The 18218-nt window shown below is 69.6% G+C and carries 21 protein-coding genes; 10 read left to right on the forward strand and 11 right to left on the reverse strand.

The annotated features are described in order from the left end of the window. The first annotated feature begins 76 nt into the window (after positions 1-76). The 4 genes from ACH4RC_RS20400 to ACH4RC_RS20415 all read left to right on the forward strand — a co-directional run bounded on the left by ACH4RC_RS20400 (position 77) and on the right by ACH4RC_RS20415 (position 3723). Positions 77-889, forward strand: coding sequence for an ABC transporter permease (locus ACH4RC_RS20400; RefSeq protein WP_398202664.1), 813 nt, complete (start codon positions 77-79; stop codon positions 887-889). 160 nt (positions 890-1049) lie between these two features. Beyond that, on the forward strand, positions 1050-1814 hold the full coding sequence (locus ACH4RC_RS20405; RefSeq protein ID WP_398202948.1) for an ABC transporter permease: 765 nt from the start codon (positions 1050-1052) through the stop codon (positions 1812-1814). 48 nt (positions 1815-1862) lie between these two features. Next, complete coding sequence (locus ACH4RC_RS20410; protein ID WP_398202667.1) at positions 1863-2861, forward strand: ATP-binding cassette domain-containing protein; 999 nt, start codon at positions 1863-1865, stop codon at positions 2859-2861. Between the two features lie 10 nt (positions 2862-2871). Further along, positions 2872-3723 (forward strand): DUF1707 domain-containing protein, encoded by an 852-nt coding sequence (locus ACH4RC_RS20415; RefSeq protein WP_398202669.1) that lies wholly within the window; start codon positions 2872-2874, stop codon positions 3721-3723. A 156-nt stretch (positions 3724-3879) separates the two neighbouring features. On the opposite strand, the gene ACH4RC_RS20420 is transcribed toward ACH4RC_RS20415, so the two are convergent. Beyond that, positions 3880-5202, reverse strand: a complete 1323-nt coding sequence (locus ACH4RC_RS20420; RefSeq protein ID WP_398202672.1) for an SGNH/GDSL hydrolase family protein — start codon at positions 5200-5202, stop codon at positions 3880-3882. Positions 5203-5854: 652 nt separating this feature from the next. On the opposite strand from ACH4RC_RS20420, the gene ACH4RC_RS20425 reads away from it, so the two are divergent. The 3 genes from ACH4RC_RS20425 (at position 5855) to ACH4RC_RS20435 (ending at position 9172) form a co-directional block, all read left to right on the forward strand. Next, the gene (locus tag ACH4RC_RS20425) at positions 5855-7066 is read left to right on the forward strand and encodes a DUF445 domain-containing protein (RefSeq protein WP_398202950.1); all 1212 of its coding nucleotides are present in this window, start codon (positions 5855-5857) and stop codon (positions 7064-7066) included. Positions 7067-7207: 141 nt separating this feature from the next. Continuing rightward, a complete protein-coding gene (locus ACH4RC_RS20430; protein ID WP_398202675.1) occupies positions 7208-8680 on the forward strand; it encodes an MFS transporter in 1473 nt (490 codons plus the stop codon). Between the two features lie 81 nt (positions 8681-8761). Further along, positions 8762-9172, forward strand: coding sequence for a VOC family protein (locus ACH4RC_RS20435; protein ID WP_398202677.1), 411 nt, complete (start codon positions 8762-8764; stop codon positions 9170-9172). Positions 9173-9215: 43 nt separating this feature from the next. On the opposite strand, the gene ACH4RC_RS20440 is transcribed toward ACH4RC_RS20435, so the two are convergent. Continuing rightward, the gene (locus tag ACH4RC_RS20440) at positions 9216-9524 is read right to left on the reverse strand and encodes a hypothetical protein (RefSeq protein WP_398202680.1); all 309 of its coding nucleotides are present in this window, start codon (positions 9522-9524) and stop codon (positions 9216-9218) included. Between the two features lie 255 nt (positions 9525-9779). On the opposite strand from ACH4RC_RS20440, the gene ACH4RC_RS20445 reads away from it, so the two are divergent. Beyond that, on the forward strand, positions 9780-10790 hold the full coding sequence (locus ACH4RC_RS20445) for an SDR family NAD(P)-dependent oxidoreductase (protein WP_398202682.1): 1011 nt from the start codon (positions 9780-9782) through the stop codon (positions 10788-10790). Here ACH4RC_RS20445 and ACH4RC_RS20450 read toward each other — a convergent pair. The 9 genes from ACH4RC_RS20450 to ACH4RC_RS20490 form a co-directional block, all read right to left on the reverse strand. Then, complete coding sequence (locus ACH4RC_RS20450) at positions 10766-11239, reverse strand: carboxymuconolactone decarboxylase family protein (protein ID WP_398202683.1); 474 nt, start codon at positions 11237-11239, stop codon at positions 10766-10768. The two genes, ACH4RC_RS20445 and ACH4RC_RS20450, sit on opposite strands and share 25 nt — an antisense overlap. Before the next feature lie 90 nt (positions 11240-11329). Beyond that, positions 11330-12196: a hypothetical protein gene (locus tag ACH4RC_RS20455; RefSeq protein ID WP_398202686.1), complete on the reverse strand. Its 867-nt coding sequence runs from the start codon at positions 12194-12196 to the stop codon at positions 11330-11332. Between the two features lie 486 nt (positions 12197-12682). After that, a complete protein-coding gene (locus tag ACH4RC_RS20460) occupies positions 12683-13828 on the reverse strand; it encodes a protein-L-isoaspartate O-methyltransferase (protein WP_398202688.1) in 1146 nt (381 codons plus the stop codon). A 7-nt stretch (positions 13829-13835) separates the two neighbouring features. Further along, positions 13836-13970, reverse strand: coding sequence for a hypothetical protein (locus ACH4RC_RS20465; protein ID WP_398202690.1), 135 nt, complete (start codon positions 13968-13970; stop codon positions 13836-13838). A 225-nt stretch (positions 13971-14195) separates the two neighbouring features. After that, positions 14196-15050: a helix-turn-helix domain-containing protein gene (locus ACH4RC_RS20470; protein WP_398202693.1), complete on the reverse strand. Its 855-nt coding sequence runs from the start codon at positions 15048-15050 to the stop codon at positions 14196-14198. 21 nt (positions 15051-15071) lie between these two features. After that, positions 15072-15533 carry a DUF6879 family protein gene (locus ACH4RC_RS20475; protein ID WP_398202952.1) on the reverse strand — a complete coding sequence of 154 codons (462 nt, stop codon included), beginning with the start codon at positions 15531-15533 and terminating at the stop codon, positions 15072-15074. A gap of 40 nt (positions 15534-15573) precedes the next feature. Then, positions 15574-15804, reverse strand: coding sequence for a hypothetical protein (locus tag ACH4RC_RS20480; protein WP_398202696.1), 231 nt, complete (start codon positions 15802-15804; stop codon positions 15574-15576). A 67-nt stretch (positions 15805-15871) separates the two neighbouring features. Next, positions 15872-16075, reverse strand: a complete 204-nt coding sequence (locus ACH4RC_RS20485; RefSeq protein WP_398202698.1) for a DUF397 domain-containing protein — start codon at positions 16073-16075, stop codon at positions 15872-15874. After that, positions 16075-16920 (reverse strand): helix-turn-helix domain-containing protein, encoded by an 846-nt coding sequence (locus tag ACH4RC_RS20490; RefSeq protein ID WP_398202701.1) that lies wholly within the window; start codon positions 16918-16920, stop codon positions 16075-16077. The genes ACH4RC_RS20485 and ACH4RC_RS20490 overlap by 1 nt, the downstream gene beginning before the upstream one ends. Before the next feature lie 204 nt (positions 16921-17124). On the opposite strand from ACH4RC_RS20490, the gene ACH4RC_RS20495 reads away from it, so the two are divergent. Together ACH4RC_RS20495 and ACH4RC_RS20500 are read left to right on the forward strand one after the other, a co-directional pair. After that, a complete protein-coding gene (locus tag ACH4RC_RS20495) occupies positions 17125-17787 on the forward strand; it encodes an ATP-binding protein (protein ID WP_398202704.1) in 663 nt (220 codons plus the stop codon). Further along, on the forward strand, positions 17784-18179 hold the full coding sequence (locus ACH4RC_RS20500; protein WP_398202706.1) for a hypothetical protein: 396 nt from the start codon (positions 17784-17786) through the stop codon (positions 18177-18179). Before ACH4RC_RS20495 ends, ACH4RC_RS20500 begins: the two co-directional genes overlap by 4 nt. Positions 18180-18218 lie beyond the last annotated feature (39 nt).

The raw sequence follows: 18218 nt of genomic DNA on the forward strand, positions 1-18218 counted from the left end.
CCCATCGAAAATGCGTGGCAGGCGGAGCCCGCACTGGACTAAGCTCCTGCGCTTCGGCCGAATCCGAGGGGGCGAGGTGTACGCAGTACGGCTGTACGCCGCCGTCGCAGCGGGGGCCTTCCGGCGGTACGCCACCTATCGCGGGGCGACCTTCGCCGGGGTCTTCACCAACACCGTCTTCGGCCTGATCATCGCCTGCACCTACATCGCGCTGTGGGACGAGCGCCCGCACCTCGGCGGCTACGACCAGGCGCAGGCGCTCACCTTCGTCTGGGTCGGCCAGGCCATGTTCTCCGTGATGATGCTCGGCGTGCCCTCAGGGTTCGAGGCCGAGCTGGCACAGCGCATCCGCACCGGTGACATCGCCGTCGACCTCTACCGCCCCGCCGACCTGCAGTGCTGGTGGCTGGCGCAGGACCTCGGGCGGGCCGTCTTCCAGTTGCTCGGGCGTGGCGTCGTCCCCATGGCGATCGGCGCGCTCGTCTTCCGGCTCGCCCTGCCGACCGACCTTCTGACGTGGCTCGCCTTCCTCGTCGCCGTCCTTCTCGGGATGCTCGTCAGCTTCGCGCTGCGCTACCTCGTCGCGATGTCCGCGTTCTGGCTGATGGACGTGGGTGGCGTCGCCCAGATGTACGGCTTCACCGCCACGTTCTTCTGCGGCATGCTGCTCCCGCTCAACGTCTTCCCCGGCGCCCTCGGCGACATCGCCCGGCTCCTGCCCTGGTCGGCGCTGCTCCAGGTGCCCGCGGACGTCCTGATGGGCACGGACGGCGGGCGCGGGGTGCTCGGCAGCTGGCTGTTCCAGGCGGCCTGGGCCGCCGCGCTGCTCTCCGTGGGCCGCCTGCTGCAGGCGACGGCGACACGCCGGGTGGTGGTGCAGGGTGGCTGACACCAGGACGGCCGGTACCGGGGCGGCTGGTACCGGGGCGGCTGGTACCGGGGCGGCTGGTACCGGGGTGGCTGCTACCGGGGTGGCCGGTACCGAGGTGGCTCACACGCGGATCGGTCAGGTGCGGAGCGGCGTACGCGCCTTCCGCCTCATCAGCGCCATGTGGATCCGCTCCACCATGGCCTACCGCGCCTCCTTCCTCATGACGGCCTTCGGCAACTTCGCGCTGACCGGCCTGGAGTTCGTCGGCATCCTGCTGATGTTCTCGCAGGTGGACCGGCTCGGCGGCTACACCCTGCCCGAGATCGCCTTCCTGTACGGGACCGCGGGCGCGGCCTTCGGGCTCGCGGACCTGCTCGCCGGTTCCCTCGGCCGGCTCGGCGACCGCGTCAGGGACGGCACCCTCGACGCGTTCCTGGTCCGGCCCGCGCCCGTGCTCGCGCAGGTCGGCGCCGACCGGTTCGCGCTGCGCCGCCTCGGCCGGATCACCCAGAGCCTCGTCGTCATGGTGGGGGCGCTGGTCGCCCTGGACGTCGCCTGGACGCCGCTGAAGGCGCTCCTCGTACCCGTCCTCGTGATCAGTGGCGCCGGGATCTTCTCCGCCGTGTTCATGGCGGGCGCGTCCTTCCAGATCGTGGCGCAGGACGCGGCCGAGGTGCAGAACGCGGCGACGTTCGGCGGCAACGCCATGCTCGCCTATCCGCCGACCGTCTTCGGCGACAACCTGCTGCGCGGCGTCACCTTCATCCTGCCGCTGGCCTTCGTGAACTGGCTGCCCGCGCTCTACATCCTCGGCCGCCCCTACCCGCTCGACCTGCCGCAGTGGCTCGCGTTCGCGCCGCCGCTCGTCGCCGCGGTGTGCCTGGGCGCGGCCGGTCTCGCGTGGCGGGGGGCGCTGCGCGCGTACCGCAGCACGGGAAGCTGATCTCCGCTCGTCGAGCTCGTCGAGCTCGGTGAGCTCGTTGAAAGGATCATGGTGGCCGGTGACGAGGCGTTCATCGAGGTGGACGGCGTGGAGAAGGTCTTCGACGTACGCCGCAGAACGGGCTTCATGCGGCGCGAGCGGCGTACCGTACGGGCCGTCGACTCGCTGAGCTTCACGGTGCCGCGCGGCGAGATGGTCGGCTACATCGGCCCGAACGGGGCCGGGAAGTCGACGACGATCAAGATGCTGACCGGCATCCTGACGCCGAGCGCGGGACGGCTCCGGGTGGCCGGTATCGACCCCTCGCGTGAACGCTCCCGCCTGGCGCACCGCATAGGAGTCGTGTTCGGGCAGCGCACGACGCTGTGGTGGGACCTGCCGCTGATCGACTCCTACCGGCTGATGCGCCGCATGTACCGGATCCCGGACTCGCGGTACGAGGAGAACCTGGCCCGCTGCGTCGAACTCCTCGAACTGGCCGACCTGTTGGAGGTCCCCGTACGTCAGCTGTCGCTCGGGCAGCGGATGCGCGGGGACATCGCGGCGGCGCTCCTGCACGACCCCGAGGTGCTGTACCTGGACGAGCCGACCATCGGCCTCGACGTCGTCTCCAAGGTCAAAGTGCGGGGCTTCCTGCGGGACTTGAACGCGGAGAAGGGCACCACGGTGCTCCTGACCACCCACGACCTCACCGACATCGAGCAGTTGTGCCGCCGCGTCATGGTCATCGACCACGGCCGCCTCATGTACGACGGCGAGCTGGAGGGGCTGCACCAGGCGGGCGGTGGCGGCGCGGTCGAGCGGACCCTCATCGTCGACCTGGAGCGCGAACTGCCGCCGCTCGACGTCGAGTTCGCCCGGGTCGTGAAGGTGGAAGGGGCCCGGCAGTGGCTGGCGTTCCCGGCGGACCGGTCGGCGGCGCCGCTCGTCGCGGCGGTCGCGGAGCGCTGCCCGCTCCTCGATCTCTCCGTGCGGGAGCCCGACATCGAGGCCGTGATCGCACGTATGTATGCCAGGGACGCTTCCGCCGCGGGCCCGCGCCCGTAGGCTGAGACGTATGACGGACGAATCGCTGCCCGAGCGTCCAGAGACGCCCGCCGTGCCCGACCTGCGGGCCTCCGACGCCGACCGTGAGCAGGTCGCCGAGCGGTTGCGGGACGCGCTCGCCGAGGGCCGTCTCGACATGGAGGAGTTCGGGGAGCGGCTGGAGGCGACGTACAAGGCGCGTACGTACCGCGAGCTGGAGCCGATCACCCACGACCTGCCCGGCGCGGGTGTGGCCGTCCCCGTGAACCTGGTCAAGGAGCCGCTGCCCGAGGGCGCCGTGAACTGGCCCGCGCGGATCGGCGGCGAGGCGACCTCCACCTGGGGTGTCGGCGTCATGTCCGGGTTCCAGCGCAAGGGGCGGTGGACGGCGCCGCGCCGCTTCACCGGTGTCGCCTTCTGGGGCGGTGGCGAGATCGACCTGCGCGAGGCCGACTTCGAGGCCGGCGAGATCGTCGTCAACTGCGTCGCGATCATGGGCGGGATCAACGTGATCGTGCCGCCCGGCGTCGAGGTCGTCATCCGCGGCATCGGCGTCATGGGCGGCTTCGACCACAGCCAGGAGGGGGTGCCCGGGGAGCCCGGCGCCCCGCGTGTCGTGCTGACCGGGTTCGCGTTCTGGGGCGGCGTCGGCGTGGCCCGCAAGCTCACGCGCGCGGAGCAGCAGCGCCGCAAGGAGGAGCGCCGCCGGGAGAAGCTGGAGCGCAAGGCGGAGCGCCGCGAGGAGCTGGAGGCCCGCCGCGACGACCACCTCGACCGCCATCACGGCCTGCACGCCGACCGCATGGAACGCCACCGTCGGCGTGTCGAGGACCGCCTGGACCGGATGGACGAGCGCCGGGACCGTCATCGGGGCCGGGACTGAACCCGTTGGGCGAGGGCCGGGCCCTGGCGTGTCGCGCGCTTTGAGCCGCGGTTGCGGCGCGGCGGGGCGTCGGTCGTCCTCACGCGCGCGGCCGTTGACCGGCGGTGCCCCCTCCGGCCGGGCGGCGCCGTGCCCCGCGCCGCCCGTCGACAGGGTCTAGAGCTCGGCGCCCGTGGACCCCTTCAGCGTCGACAGGTCCACCGTCTCCGCCATCCGGGCGTACCCGGCGTCGCTGGGGTGCAGATGGTCGCCCGAGTCGTAGTGGGGGAGGAGCTTGCGCGGGTTGTACGGGTCGCGGAGCGCCTTGTCGAAGTCGACGTAGCTGTCGAAGACCTTGCCCGCGCGGATCGTCGCGTTCACACCCTGGCGGACGGCTTCGAGGTGCGGCTTGTAGCCGCGGTGGCCCTGGAACGGCATGAGGGTCGCGCCGATGACGCGCAGCCCGCGCGCGTGCGCCTGGCGGACGAGTTCGCGCAGCCCGGTCACGATCTCGTCGGGGTCGGTGACCTGCGGGGCGCGCAGGATGTCGTTGATGCCGAGGTCGATGACGACGGCCCGGACCCCGGCGCGGCCGAGCGCGTCACGGCCGAAGCGGGACAGCCCGCTCGGGTTGGCGGCGGGGCGGCCGAGCCCGTCGGCCAGGATGCGGTTGCCGCTGATGCCCTGGTTCACGACGCCGTAGCGCGGGGCACCCGGCTCGGTGCGCAGCCGGTCGGCGAGGACGTCCGGCCACCGCAGGTTGGCGCCCATCGTGGAGGTGATGCCGTCGGTGAGCGAGTCGCCGAGGACGACGACGGTGCCCTCGGCGTCGTTGCTGAGCACGTCGAGCGCGGTGACGTAGCGCCAGTAGGGGCTTTGCACGGTGTACTGCGCGCCGCTCGGGTCCTCGGTGCGGTCGCCCTGGGCGACGTACGAGATCTGCCGGGCCTGCGGGTGGTAGGTGACGGGCCCGGACGGCGTCGGGGAGTACGTGGTGACGAGCATGTCGGCGTCGCGCGGCACCCGCAGGCGCGCGGTGTCGCTGATGACCTGCTGGCCGGCCGGGATGACGACCGAGGCGCTCCCGGCGAACGTCAGCCGGCGCACCGTCCCGGCCAGCGCCGTCGGGCTGCCCGGCGCGGAAGCGATGGCGAGGGAGGCGTGCGTGATGCTGAGGGGCTGCTGCCCGTACAGGTTGGAGAGGGTGATGCGGGCGCCGGTGCCGCCGACGCTGGTGTGCACGATGTTGCGCAGGGAGCGCCCGAAGTACCCGGCCTCCTCGGTGCCCGGCTCCGCGCCCGCGGGGGACGTGGACCAGGTGCCGACCCACGCGCCGGTGGAGGCGGGTGCGGCGGAGCCGTGCGGGCGGGCGCCACCCGCCTGTACGGAGCCGTGGTCGTCGCGCAGGGCGCCGGAGAAACCGACGTATATGGCGGACGAGATCACGATGACGACCGCTACGAGCGCGGCCAACAAGGCATAACCGTGACGCCTGGTCATGCGGTGTGTGTCTCCTCGAGCAGGGGGAGCCGCTGGGCTCCGGTGTGATGAACCCATGATGCGTCATGGGGCGGGCTGAGGCCGACACTGCCCCCCTCCGTTTTCTCAGACGCCGGGAACTCTTCCTTTGTTCCGGGAGTAGGTCGGAAAGGGACAATGTGTGAGGGGAACGACAGAGGATGTGGAGTCGACGATGAGCGGGACGGGCGAGGGCGAGAGGGACGGAGCCGCTGTGGGGAAAACGGGTGAACCCGGCAGCCCGGATGAATCGGTCCAGCCGGGTGAATCGGCAGAAAAGGTCACCGGGCAGTATGCCCGACCAACCCCGCCCCAACCGGCCCCGGACCGCCCGGCCCCCGGCCGACCGGCGACCGGCCGACCCGCCCCCGGCCGATCGGCGACCGGCCGACCCGCCCCCGGCCGATCGGCGACCGGCCAAGCGGCGCCTGACCGACCGGCGCCTGGCCAGCCCGCTCCCGACCAAGCGATGACCGGCCAAGCGGCGCCTGGCCGACCCGCCCCCGGCCAAGCGGCGACCGGCCAACCGGCCCCCGGCCAGCCCGCCCCCGGTAAAGCCGCCCCCCGATCCCCCCGCCGCTTCACCGGTGAGTTCAGCGCTGCTGATGAGGAGAAGCAGCGCGGTGTGCGTCGCATGAAGCTGACGGCGACCGGGCTCCTCGTCCTGGTCGCGCTCGTCTACGTACTGACGACCTGGGCCGGGCACTCGGGCGCGGGCGCCTGGACCGGGTACGTCGCGGCCGCCGCCGAGGCCGGCATGGTCGGCGCCCTCGCCGACTGGTTCGCGGTCACGGCCCTCTTCCGCCACCCCCTCGGCATCCCCATCCCGCACACCGCGATCATCCCGAAGAAGAAGGACCAGCTCGGCGTGTCGCTCGGCGAGTTCGTCGGGGAGAACTTCCTCTCCGGCGATGTCGTCCGCGACCGCCTGCGCGCCGTCGGCATCGGCTCCCGGCTCGGCACCTGGCTGGCCGAACCCGCCCACGCCGACCGGGTGACGGAGGAACTGGCGACGGCGCTGCGCGGCGCCCTCACCGTCCTGCGCGACTCCGACGTCCAGGCGGTCGTCGGCGAGGCCATCACGCGCCGCGCCGACAACGCCGAGATCGCGCCCCGCCTCGGCAAGATGCTGGAGAAGGTCGTCGCCGACGGCGGCCACAAGCGCGTCGTCGACCTCGTCTGCGCCCGCGCCCACGACTGGCTGGTCCTGCACTCCGACTCCATCACGGACGCGGTCCAGGGCGGCGCCCCCGGCTGGACCCCCCGCTTCGTCGACAAGCGCGTGGGCGAGCGCGTCTACAAGGAACTCCTCCGCTTCGTCACCGAGATGCGGGACATGCCCGAGCACCCGGCGCGCGGCGCCGTCGACCGCTTCCTGAAGGACTTCGCGGGCGACCTCCAGTCCGACACCGACACCCGGGCCCGCGTCGAGCGCCTGAAGTCCGAGGTCATCGGCCGCTCCGAGGTGCAGGACCTGATCGCCTCGACCTGGTCCGCGGTCCGCTCGATGATCGTGGCCGCCGCCGAGGACGAGCGCAGCGAACTGCGGCTGCGCGTACGGGCGTCGCTGCTCTCCCTCGGACAGCGCATGGCGACCGACCCGAAGGTGCAGGCGAAGGTCGACGGCTGGGTGGAGGGCGCCGCCGTCTACGTCGTGACGACGTACCGCGCCGAGATCACCTCCCTGATCACGGACACCGTCGCAGGCTGGGACGCCGAGCACACCTCCCGCAAGATCGAGGCCCACATCGGCCGCGACCTGCAGTTCATCCGGATCAACGGCACGGTGGTGGGATCGCTGGCGGGGCTGCTGATCTACACGGTCTCGCGGGCGTTCGGAGCGTAACCAAGCTCAAGCCCACCAGAACCAGCCCCTCCGGCGTTTGAGGAGCGGGGTCCGGGGCGGAGCCCCGTAACGGTGACCGTGATGCCGGGCGCCTGACGGGGCACACGTACGAGGTCAATCCCCTCAACGAGGAGGGCGTACATGTCCCTGGAGCACCAAAAGCCCGGCCCGCCGACGACAGACACCGGCACCGTCAGCACGGCGGTACCGGCCCGCCTCGACCGCCTGCCCTGGTCCCGCTGGCACTGGACGATCGTCATCGGCCTCGGCACCGTCTGGATCCTGGACGGCCTCGAAGTCACCGTCGTCGGCAACATCGCGGGCCGCCTCTCCGAGTCCGGCAGCGGCCTGCCGATCTCGTCCGCGCAGGTCACCGGCGTCGCCGCCGCCCTTTACGTGGCGGGCGCCTGCACCGGCGCCCTCTTCTTCGGCTGGCTGACCGACCGCTTCGGCCGCAAGAAACTCTTCCTCCTCACCCTCGCGGTCTACCTCGCGGCGACGGCCCTCACCGCCATCTCCTTCTCCACCTGGTGGTTCTTCCTCTTCCGGTTCCTCACGGGCTTCGGCATCGGCGGCGAGTACGCGGCCATCAACTCCGCGATCGACGAACTCATCCCCTCCCGCTTCCGGGGCCGCGTCGACCTGATCATCAACGGCAGCTTCTGGCTCGGCGCGATCGGCGGCTCCCTCCTCTCGATCGTCGCGCTCGACACGGACCTGTTCCCCGCGAACGTCGGCTGGCGTCTCACCTTCGGCCTCGGCGTCGTCCTCGGCCTGGTGATCCTCCTCGTACGGCGCAACGTGCCCGAGTCCCCACGCTGGCTGTTCATCCACGGCAGGGGAGAGGAGGCCGAATCCCTCGTCTCGGAGGTCGAGGAGAAGGTGCGCGCGGAGCGCGGTGGGAAGGAACTCCCGCCCGCGGAGGGCGAGATCACCATCCGTCAGCGCAAGAGCATCGGCTTCGGCGAGATCGCCCGTACCGTCTTCACCAAGTACCCGCGCCGCGCAACGCTCGGCCTCGCCCTCTTCATCGGACAGGCGTTCCTCTACAACGCGGTGACCTTCGGTTTCGGCGTCATCCTCACCACGTTCTTCGACGTGCCGACCGGCTCCACCGGCTACTACTTCGCGGTCATCGCCGCCGGTAACTTCATGGGCCCGCTGCTGCTCGGCAAGCTCTTCGACACGGTCGGCCGCCGCATCATGATCTCGTCGACGTACCTGCTCTCAGGGGTGCTGCTGTTCGGCACGGCCTGGCTGTTCGACCGCGGCTCGCTCACCGCGACGACGCTCACCGCCTGCTGGTCGGTGGTCCTCTTCTTCGCCTCGGCGGGTGCCTCCAGCGCCTATCTGACGGTCTCGGAGATCTTCCCCATGGAGACCCGGGCCATGGCGATCGCCTTCTTCTACGCGATCGGCACCGCGGCCGGCGGCATCAGCGGCCCGCTGATCTTCGCCGACCTCACCGAGAGCGGAAAGGTCGGCGACACGGTCCTCGCCTTCCAGATCGGCGCGGCGCTGATGTGCCTGGCGGGCCTGGTGGCGGTGGCCTTCGCCGTGCGGGCGGAGAACCGCTCCCTGGAGGACGTGGCACGCCCGCTGTCGGCGGTGTGACGTGGGGGGCCACCATGTCCGGACGGCGCTGGGTGTGTCGCCGGGGGCGTACCGGGCGACGTTCCGGGGACGATGAACCGCATGACTGAGATGAACGAGGCGCCGGTGGACAAAGCGCCGATGAACGAAGCGCGCAGGGCCGTGCCGAACGTGGCCGTGGACGGCGAGGAGTCCCTCGCGGCGAACCGTGCCTTCTACGGCGCGCTCGGCTTCGAGGAGGTCATGGACCTCGGCTGGGTCATGACGATGGCGTCCCCCGCCCAGCCGACGGCCCAGATCAACTTCGTCGAGCAGGGCGGCCCCGCGCTCGTCGTGCCCGACATGAGCGTGGAGGTCGGCGACGTCGACGCGGCGTACGCGGCGATGGTCGCGGCGGGCGCCGAGATCGTCCGCGAGCTGCGGAACGAGTCGTGGGGCGTCCGCCGCTTCTTCGTACGGGACCCGCAGGGGAAGGTGGTGAACGTGGTCGCGCATGCGCCGGTGGGCGGGTGAGCCGTCACCGGTGACGGGCCTACCGTTCTGCGCGGGGTGCGGTTCAGGCGGCCCGGCGGTCCACGAGCACGTACGACGCGGCGGCGACGACCCCGGCGACCCCGAACACGGCCGGCCAGGCCCCGACCTTCTTGGCCAGCGGGTGCGATCCGGCGAACGCGGCGACGTACGCCCCGGTCAGCGCCCCCGCGACCGGCCCGCCCGCGGTCCGCTTCCACTGCGTCGCGGCGGCGGCCCCGGCGGCGGCGAGCACGACGCCGCCCAGCGGCCGCTTCCTGGTGAACCGGGCGGTGGCGTACCCACCGACGAGACCGGCGGCGGCGATGGGGGCGGTGGGGAGGGGGCGGGCCATGGGCTTCTCCTGCGCTGTATGGGTCCGGGGCGGGGCTGTTCCGTCGTGTTCCGTCGTGTTCCGTCGTGAGGCTACGCCGCTGTCGCCGGGAGATGAGATGTGGGGGTTCATCACGGATCGGCCCGGTGCCCGTACGGCGCTGTAGGAGATCTGTCGGCGCCCGGAACCGAACTGTCGCCGATATGTCGGCGGCCCGGGGGAAGGTGACGGCATCCATCCGGACCAGCCCGCCGACAGCGCTTCCAAGGAGCCCCGATGCCACGACGCCCCTCCACCCCCGCAGCCACGAGCCGGACCGACCACCGGCACCGGGGCTGGGACGTCGACGACCTGCCACCCGTACGGCCGGACCACTCCGTCCTCGTCACGGGCGGCAACGCGGGCATCGGCTACTTCGTCGCGGAGCAACTCGCGGCGACCGGCGCGCTGACCGTCCTGGGCAGCAGAGACGCCCGTAAGGCAGAGACGGCGATGGCCGCGATCCGGACCCGCGTGCCGGAGGCGAGGCTGCGCCACATCCCCCTGGACCTGGCCGACCTGGCATCGCTGAAGTCGGCGCCGCAGGACCTGGCGGACCTGGGCCTGGACCACCTCGACGCGCTGATCGCGAACGCGGGCGTCGCCCTTGACGACCCGCCCCGCCGCGTAACGGCCGACGGCCACGAACTCATGCTCGCCACCAACCACCTGGGCCACTTCGCCCTCACCCACTGGCTGGCCCCGCTCCTGACGGCGGCCCCGGCCGCGCGCGTGGTGACGGTCGGCAGCTTCGCCGCCCGCTCGGAACGGCTCGACCTGACCGACCTCCAGTCCACGCGCGACTACCGGCCCAAGCGCACGTACGGCCGCTCGAAGCTGGCGCAGATGTCGTTCGCCTTCGAACTCGACCGCCGCCTGCGCGCGGCGGACAGCCCCGTACGCAGCCTGGTCGCCCACCCGGGCGGCGCACTGGACGCGCTGACCCCGCCCCGCCCGCCCATCCACGTCACGTCGCCCGCCGCCCGCCTGCGCGCACTGCCGGCGACGGTGATGGTCCAGGGCAAGGACCACGGCGCGTGGCCGATCGTCCGCGCGGCGTTGGACCCGGAGGCGGAGGGCGGCCAGCTGTGGGGCCCGCGCACGTTCGGCCTGCGCGGGGCACCGGCGCTGGAGCAGCCGAAACCCCACATGACGGACCCGGAGACGGCGGCCCGCCTCTGGGAGGCGAGCCTGACCCTTGTCTGTGCCTCTTTGATCGGGGCTCAGCCGAACATGCCCGGCTGGTAGTCACCGGCGGGCTGCTGAACGATGACGTTGAGCCGGTTGTAGGCGTTGATGACGGCGATCAGTGAGACGAGTGCGACGAGCTGGTCCTCGTCGTAGTACTTGGCGGCGTTCGCCCAAGCCTCATCACTGACACCACCGGCGGCGTCGGCGAGCCGGGTGCCCTGCTCGGCAAGCTCAAGAGCGGCGCGCTCGGCGTCGGTGAAGACGGTGGCCTCGCGCCAGGCGGCGACGAGGTGGAGGCGCTGCGCGGTCTCCCCGGCGTGGGCGGCGTCCTTGGTGTGCATGTCGGTGCAGAACCCGCACCCGTTGATCTGGCTGGCCCGGATCTTCACGAGCTCCTGCGTGGCATGCGGCAGCCCGGCGTCGGCGACGGCCTTCCCGGCGGAGTTGATGTGCCGCATGAACTTACCGGCGAGCGCGTTCCCGAAGAGGTTGAGACGAGCTTCCATGGTGATCTCTCCCTGAGCTGTTCCGTTTGGCTACACCTGGTTGACGGAGCGGCTCGGGAAAGTGTGACGAGACTGCGCTTGTGACCTGAGTCACGCGAGCTGGAGGCTGGCTGGAGGTGCGGCCGTCCGCCCTGGCCTGGCGGGTTCGTACCCTTCCTGCCTGCACTCCCGCGACCGGCAGACCCCGCTCTCCTGCCCCCACGGCAACGGATCCCGGCACACCGGACACTCGAACACCTGCCGCCAGGCCCGCTTCCGCGCGGGTCGCTTACGGGTGAGCCGATCTGCGATGAGCCGGGCCGCCGAGTACACCTTGCTGGGCAGCCCGGCGCTGACGGCATCGATCACCTCGGCGGCGGACGCCCCCCGCTCCAGCCACACCCCGACCTCGGGCACGAGCTCCCGCACCCCGCGCTCGTTCAGCTTCAACCGCGGATCGACGTCGGCGAGCCGCCGCAGGATGCGGGCGCTCTCGTCGCCGTACGGATCCGAGGGCGCGGGCGTGACCGGCTCCGAGGCCGGTTCGGCGGCGGGAGGGTGGGGAGGGTTCTTCTCCCCGTCTTCATAGGGGTTCGTCCCCCCGTCAGGGGAAAACGCGCCCGATTCCCCGGTTCCCACCCGCCCGGGAACCGGCTCACCGGCAACCGGCACGGAGCCTGCCCCGGGCACCTCGTACACGTCCACACTCGACAGGATCCGCCGGGTATGAGGCTCCCGCTCGGTCCGAGTCACCCAATACCCAAGCTCCCGCAGCTCCTTGACGGCTTTGGACACGGCAAGCCGCCCTTGCGGAAACATGTCGCTGAGGGTCCGGACATTGACCTGCGCACCACTGGGCAGCGACAGAACGTAGACGAGGATGCCGCGCGCAGTATGGGACAAGCGGGGGTCGCGTAGGGCTTTGTTGTCGATGACGGTGAACCCGCGCTCATGGCGAGGCATACGATGAATCTGCATGGGAGGTCTTGTCTCCTGTGTCGGGCCCCCGGAGGTTGCAGCCTCGCGGGGGTCACCCGTGTGTAAAGCTTCGTACGCGGAGAGTGACACAACGGGGCCGGATCGAGCAAACCGTGGCCCGAGCCCGCAACTGGACCTCGCGTGACTGGAGTTACGCCCGTCCCCCCACGAGACCTGCACCTGCCCCACCACAGTGAGCGGCGCCGCGCACCGAAGGGCCTTCACGGAAGACGGGCCCACACCCCTTCCCGTACGAATCCCCAGCCCACGAAAGCCAACCCCAACCGGTCCGCGGGCAACACAGAAACGGCGGCAGGGCACAGCAAGCCCCACCGCCCTAAGCCACGCAATACAAGAAAAAGAACCCACCGCGCCGCACCCGACTTCGACCCACCGCAACCACCCCACCGGCGCGGGCGCCGGACCCGAAGCCCCACCGGCCTGACGACCAGCGACGAACCCGCACCGGGGCACCCGCGTAGCTGCCTACTTCTGACGGGAGCGCAACACGTTGGAGGGTTCGTCGAGCCACAGGTGATCACCGTGGTCGTCGAAGGTGAGGCCGAACCGCGTGTAGTGCGGCTGCCCGGAGTGGCGCCAGGCCCCGTACACACCGACCAGTTCGGCCCACAGATCCCTCTGGCCGTAGAGCGTCACCGCACCCGGGCGCCACCACTGGCTGTAGTTCACGACGGCGACCGACGTCCCGGCCTCGTTCCAGAGCTGAACCTGCCGCTCCTCGCCATGCCCCCTGTGCGAGAAGGTGACATCGGGCAGGTGGAGACCGAGGGCGAACTGTTGCTCCCATCCGCCCGCGAAGACCTCACCGGGATCGATGACGGAGGCGTCTTTACGGCTGTCGTCCGGCGGGCGGAGCTGGTTGAGCGGCCGATGACCGCGGACCCACATGTAGCAGGCACCGCCCACGAACCGACCTGATGCGGCGCCGCCTTGCATGGTGAGCTTCAGCAGACTTCCGGTGCAGAAAAGCGTGTTGTACGGGACCAGGATGACCGCCTCCTCAACGGCCTGCTCCCGCCATGACCTGGGGATATCGCGCACCGCCGCCGTCGCGATGATCCGGTCGTACGGCGCGTTGTGCACCCAACCTCCGAGACCGTCGCCCCACCGGGCGGTGGGCGTGTAACCGGCTGCCTCCAGATTGGCGGCGCCGCGTGCGGCCATGGTGCGGTCGTACTCGATGGTCGTGACGTTCTCGCTGCCGACGGCCTCGCACAGCAGAGCCGAGTCGTACCCGGAGGCGGTGCCGATGTGCAGAATCCGCTGCCCGGGTCCGACATCGAGCTGGTTCAGCTTCTCGAAGACGATGTCGAGGGCGGAGATGGAGGACGTGAAGACGCCCTTTGCGGGCCCGTGCTCTGGCAGCACGGCGTCATCGATCTGCATGATGAGCGACCGGTGCGTACCCCAGACGGCACGCCGCCACGCTTCTTCGTCGATGTCCCGGTCGACGACGAGGTGCAGCCCCTCGGCATCGGTGTCGTAGCTCCAGAACTGATCCGGGGCGAAGGCTTCTCTGTCGACGGCGTCGAAGGCCGGCCGAAGCCAGGGGGCCCGGAAGGCCCCCATGACTTCGAGCTCCTTGCGACTGATCTCTCGGTAGTCGTCCATGTCCCCGCTACTTCGGTCGGCTTCCGTCGGGGCTTGGCGGCTCCGGTGGCGGGGACCACGGTTTGTCATCGGGCTCTCCGCCGTGCTTGCCGTGCTTGCCGTGCTTGCCGGACATGCTGACGGTGACGCGGGTGGGCTTCATTCAGTGCTCCTTGTTGTGTTTCCGCGGAGGAAGAGGACTGCCGGGGCGGTCGGGACCCGGTGTGGGAGGCGTGCTCACGTCGTCTCCTTGAGGAAGAGTTCGGGCGCCGTGCCAGAAGGCCGTTCGAGTCGGTCCCGAACCCCAAGTGCTCCGGCAGCACCGTCTCGTAGAGCATCGGCCCAACGGAACGAAGCCCTCAACGAACTTCTACGCACTTGCACGCCTTCACCCGAGGGCGTCGATCGCAGCAGTGATCAACTTGCGGGCTGCACACCCGTACACGGCCAGCTTCGACAGCTCGACGAAGGTGCGCTCGTACTCGGTGATCTCGCGTGGCTGCGTCACTGTCAGATTCGCCGAGACCAACTCGACCGACACCTGGATGTCGTCGTACATCGCGAACGATTCTGTGGGCCACGCGACCCCGCGAGCAGTCCCCATCGGGATCACTCCGAGGCTTACCGACGGCAACGCGGCGACGACGATCAGATGCCCGAGTTGGCCTGCCATGACGTCGGCATCACCGGTGATGCTGCGCAGCACCCACTCCTCGATCAGGACGGCGAACCGCCGCTGTCCCGTGCGCAGCACGTGTTGCCGTGCCACCCTCGAAGCGACCGCTTCCTCGATGTCGTCCGGGGCGCCTCGCAGCGCCACCACGGTCTTCAACATTTCCCGCGTGTAGTCCGGGGTCTGCAGCACCCCGGGGACCACCCACGACTGGTAGATGCGGAAACGACGGGTGCGTTCGTACAACGGGCGCACCGATTCCTGCACGCGACCGAGTCCCGCGTGTTCGATCCGCCGCCACTCGACGTACATGCCGTCTATCCCACGGGAAGTGGCGATCAGATCCCGCGTCTGGTCCTCTGCTCGGCAGAGGCGCGTATACGTCCGGATGTCCTCGTCGGACGGCGGCGTCCTGCCGTTCTCGATCCGAGACGCCTTGGATTCGTGCCATCCGGCCGCCGCCGCCAACGCGCGTGCGGTGATCCCGCGATCCTTACGGATCTCCCGCAGCCGAAGGCCGAGGGCCCTTTTCGCCTGCTGAACACTGGAGACGGGCGACGACGGCGACACCGATGACTCCACCCGTTCCTGTCAGGACAGCTCGTACTCGCCGTGCGGTACCGCGCGTTTCCAGACCGCCTCGAACGCGGAGGAGCACATGCCGACCAGAGCCGGATCGGTCGTACGTTCCTCATCTCCATGCGGTGACAGTTCGCCGTCGCCGCTGAAGTGAAGGAAGACGACCAGCCGGTCGTCGAACACCCAGAAGTCGTTCCCGGGCAGCGCGAGGTCGGACACCTGCCGCCGTGGCAGCCACCGAACTTCCTCGCCGGCCCTGACGTTGGCATCCGTGACGTGATGCTCATAACGGATGTAGTCCGCCTCTGGCACCGAGCAGACGCGGGCACGCCGAACCCGAACGCCGCGCCCGGTGACCTCCGCCATCAGCCTCAACCACGTCCGGGCGGTGGGGTCGTTGTCCTCGACCCGGTTTCGCTCACCGGCCTGCCAGGCCTGGTAGCTCGGGTCGGACGGCATGTACCCGTCTCGCATCTCGAGGTGCACCGCGGAGCGCTCGGCCAAGCGGAAGAGATCACTGAACGTCGGCTCCGCCGCCACCACTGACCTCCGGGAAGAAGTTGACCATGTACTTCGGAATCTCGACGACGGTCTCGTGGTCGGGGAGATCCAGTTGCGCGAGCCGCCCCTGGTCCACGACCTTCAGCCCCTGCACCAGGTACCTGTCCCTCACGTCGTCGTAGTACACCGTCGCGGACTTACCGTCGGGGGAGTTGGGGTCCTTACCGAGCATGTGCAGGGCCATGGGTACCTCCTGGGTCGGCGCTGGTGTCTCCTTGCGACAGCTTGCGGGCGCTTCCCGTAAGGACGCATCAGACTTCTACGAACTTGCACACACCCGGAGACGAGAGGAAGTGGGACCACGCCACCGGGGACACCAGAACCTGTGGACCGTCGGCCCGCTTGGAGTCCCGCACCAGGATTCCGTCCACGGTACGAGCGGTTTCCACGCACTCTGTTCCGCTGCCGCCGCTGTACGAGGATTTGAACCATTGCGGCGCGAGCGGCGCGGACATCAACGCTCCCTGTTTATACGGTGGATGAGCTCCTCGGAGTCATCAGGCCCGAGGGCCTGTGCACTCAGGTACTGGAACGCCAACCTATAGCGTTCGAGTTCCTTGGGCTTCTCCATGAACAGTCCTCCGCCCAGGACGTCCACGTACACGACGTCGAGTTCGGGCGCGGGGCCGCCCAGGATGACAAAGCTGCCGACGGCCGCGGCGTGCGCTCCGCTCGCGAACGGCAGCACCTGCACGGTCACCTGGGGGCGCTCCGCAGATTCAGCGAGATGCCGCAATTGCTCACGCATGACATCGCGCCCTCCGACGAGCCGACGCAGAGCGGCTTCGTCGATCACAACCCACAGATGCGGGGGGTCGGGGCGGAGCAGCAACTCCTGCCTCTTCATGCGGATGTCGACCATGTGCTGCACCTCCTGCTCCGGACACCGCATCTCAGAAGCGCGATGGACGGCTTCGGAGTAGGCGCGGGTCTGGAGGAGGCCAGGGATGTACATGGAGGCGTAGTGATCCTCGCGGACAGCCTCGTCCTCCAGAGTGAGCATGAGGTTCATGGACTCAGGGATGGGATCGGCCAGCGAGCGCCACCACCCCTGGATCCTGGCACCCTTGGCAAGGTCGACCAGGGCCGCACGTTCCTCCTCTGTCGCGCCGTACTCACGACACAGAGCGTCCACAGCCGGCCACTTGACCGTTCCTTCCTTGGTCTCGTACCGACTCAGCGTCGCTTTCGAGATCCCGACGCGGGCCCCTGCTTCTTCGAGAGTGAGGCCCGAACGTTCACGGAGACGCCGCAGGTCGGCGCCCAACTGTCGCCTGCGGGTGGTGGGTCCAACTGTCATGTGTGGTGGCCTTTCTCGCTGCTCCGACTGATCGTGCTGCCTGTCTCCCGAGAGCGGCAAGGTGGCGTGCGCCGGGGGCGTGCGTTGCCTGAACGCGCTTCTGCGGGAAGAAAATGAGAGTTCCATTTTGAGAGTTTCACTGTAACTCTAAGAATTACTGCGGTCGCACCGTGTGACCCACGTGTCCGGTGGAGGGGTACAGCTATGAACGAGAGCACGGCATGCATGGTCAGGAAACCTTGGGGCGTGGACTTCACTGCAGAGCCTCGCGAGCTGGCCGCTTTGCGACGAATTGTCCGACTCCATCTCCAGAGCTGGGGACTGCACGACGCGGTCGAGGCCGCGCAAGTGTGCGTAAGTGAACTCGTTGCCAATGTCGTGGCGCATGTGGGAGTCGGCACCCCGACCTCCCTCATGCTCTCCGTGCGCGGCACTTATCTACGCATCGAGGTGCGGGACCCGGACGCGCGCGCCCTGCCGACGTTGCTGTCCGCTTCGGCGGACTCGGAGTCGGGGCGAGGCGTGGCCCTGGTGGACGCGACTGCGGATCGCTGGGGGGTTCAGCCGGGCGCTAATAGCAAGATCGTTTGGTGTGAACTGGCCACTGGGCTGGTTTCTGCGGACGGGCACCAAGGCGGTGTGCGCGTGGCACGCGCCGAGACTCTGCTCTCGATGTACGACGCGGCACGGCTGCGCCCCTCGAATGCCGAAAAGGCAAGGGGTGTGCCGGGCGAAGCGGCGGCAGCGGTCGCCCTGGAGGTCATGGCCGACGTGCTTCACTGGCTTCGAGCACACGGTTGTGACCCGGAAGTGGCGCTGGAACGGGCGCAGGAGCGGTTCGAACTGACCTCGCAGGAGTATGCGTGATGGGCGATGGGAGGTCGGGTGACGCGGAATCGGAACGGACCGACGTGGTGATGCGCGCCATCGTGCGCAGGGCCGTCGCAGATCTGCAGGAGGTCATGGCGGTCGACGTTCATTTCTTGGGCGACGGGTACGAGTCGAAGGCGCTTCTTGTCACGGTTCCTGTTCAGGGCACCCTCTTCGTGTGCTCTGCACCGATCGGTTGGGAAGCCTTGAGCATGGTGCACGAAATGGATGCATTGAGCGCAATCGGGCATGTATCGATGCTGGTTGAGGCGCGCGCGGCGCAACTCGCAACCGATCTGGCGGACTTCGCGTGGGCTCGGGTCGCGTCCGAACTCTCCAAGGTGCGTGAACTGCTGCAACATTTGGAGGGCGGAGACTCAGGAGGCTGAAGTCTGCTTCAGTGGACACCAGTTGGGCCTTTGCGTACC

Origin of the sequence: Streptomyces sp. NPDC016845, assembly GCF_044332585.1 — a bacterium.
GTDB lineage: Bacteria > Actinomycetota > Actinomycetes > Streptomycetales > Streptomycetaceae > Streptomyces.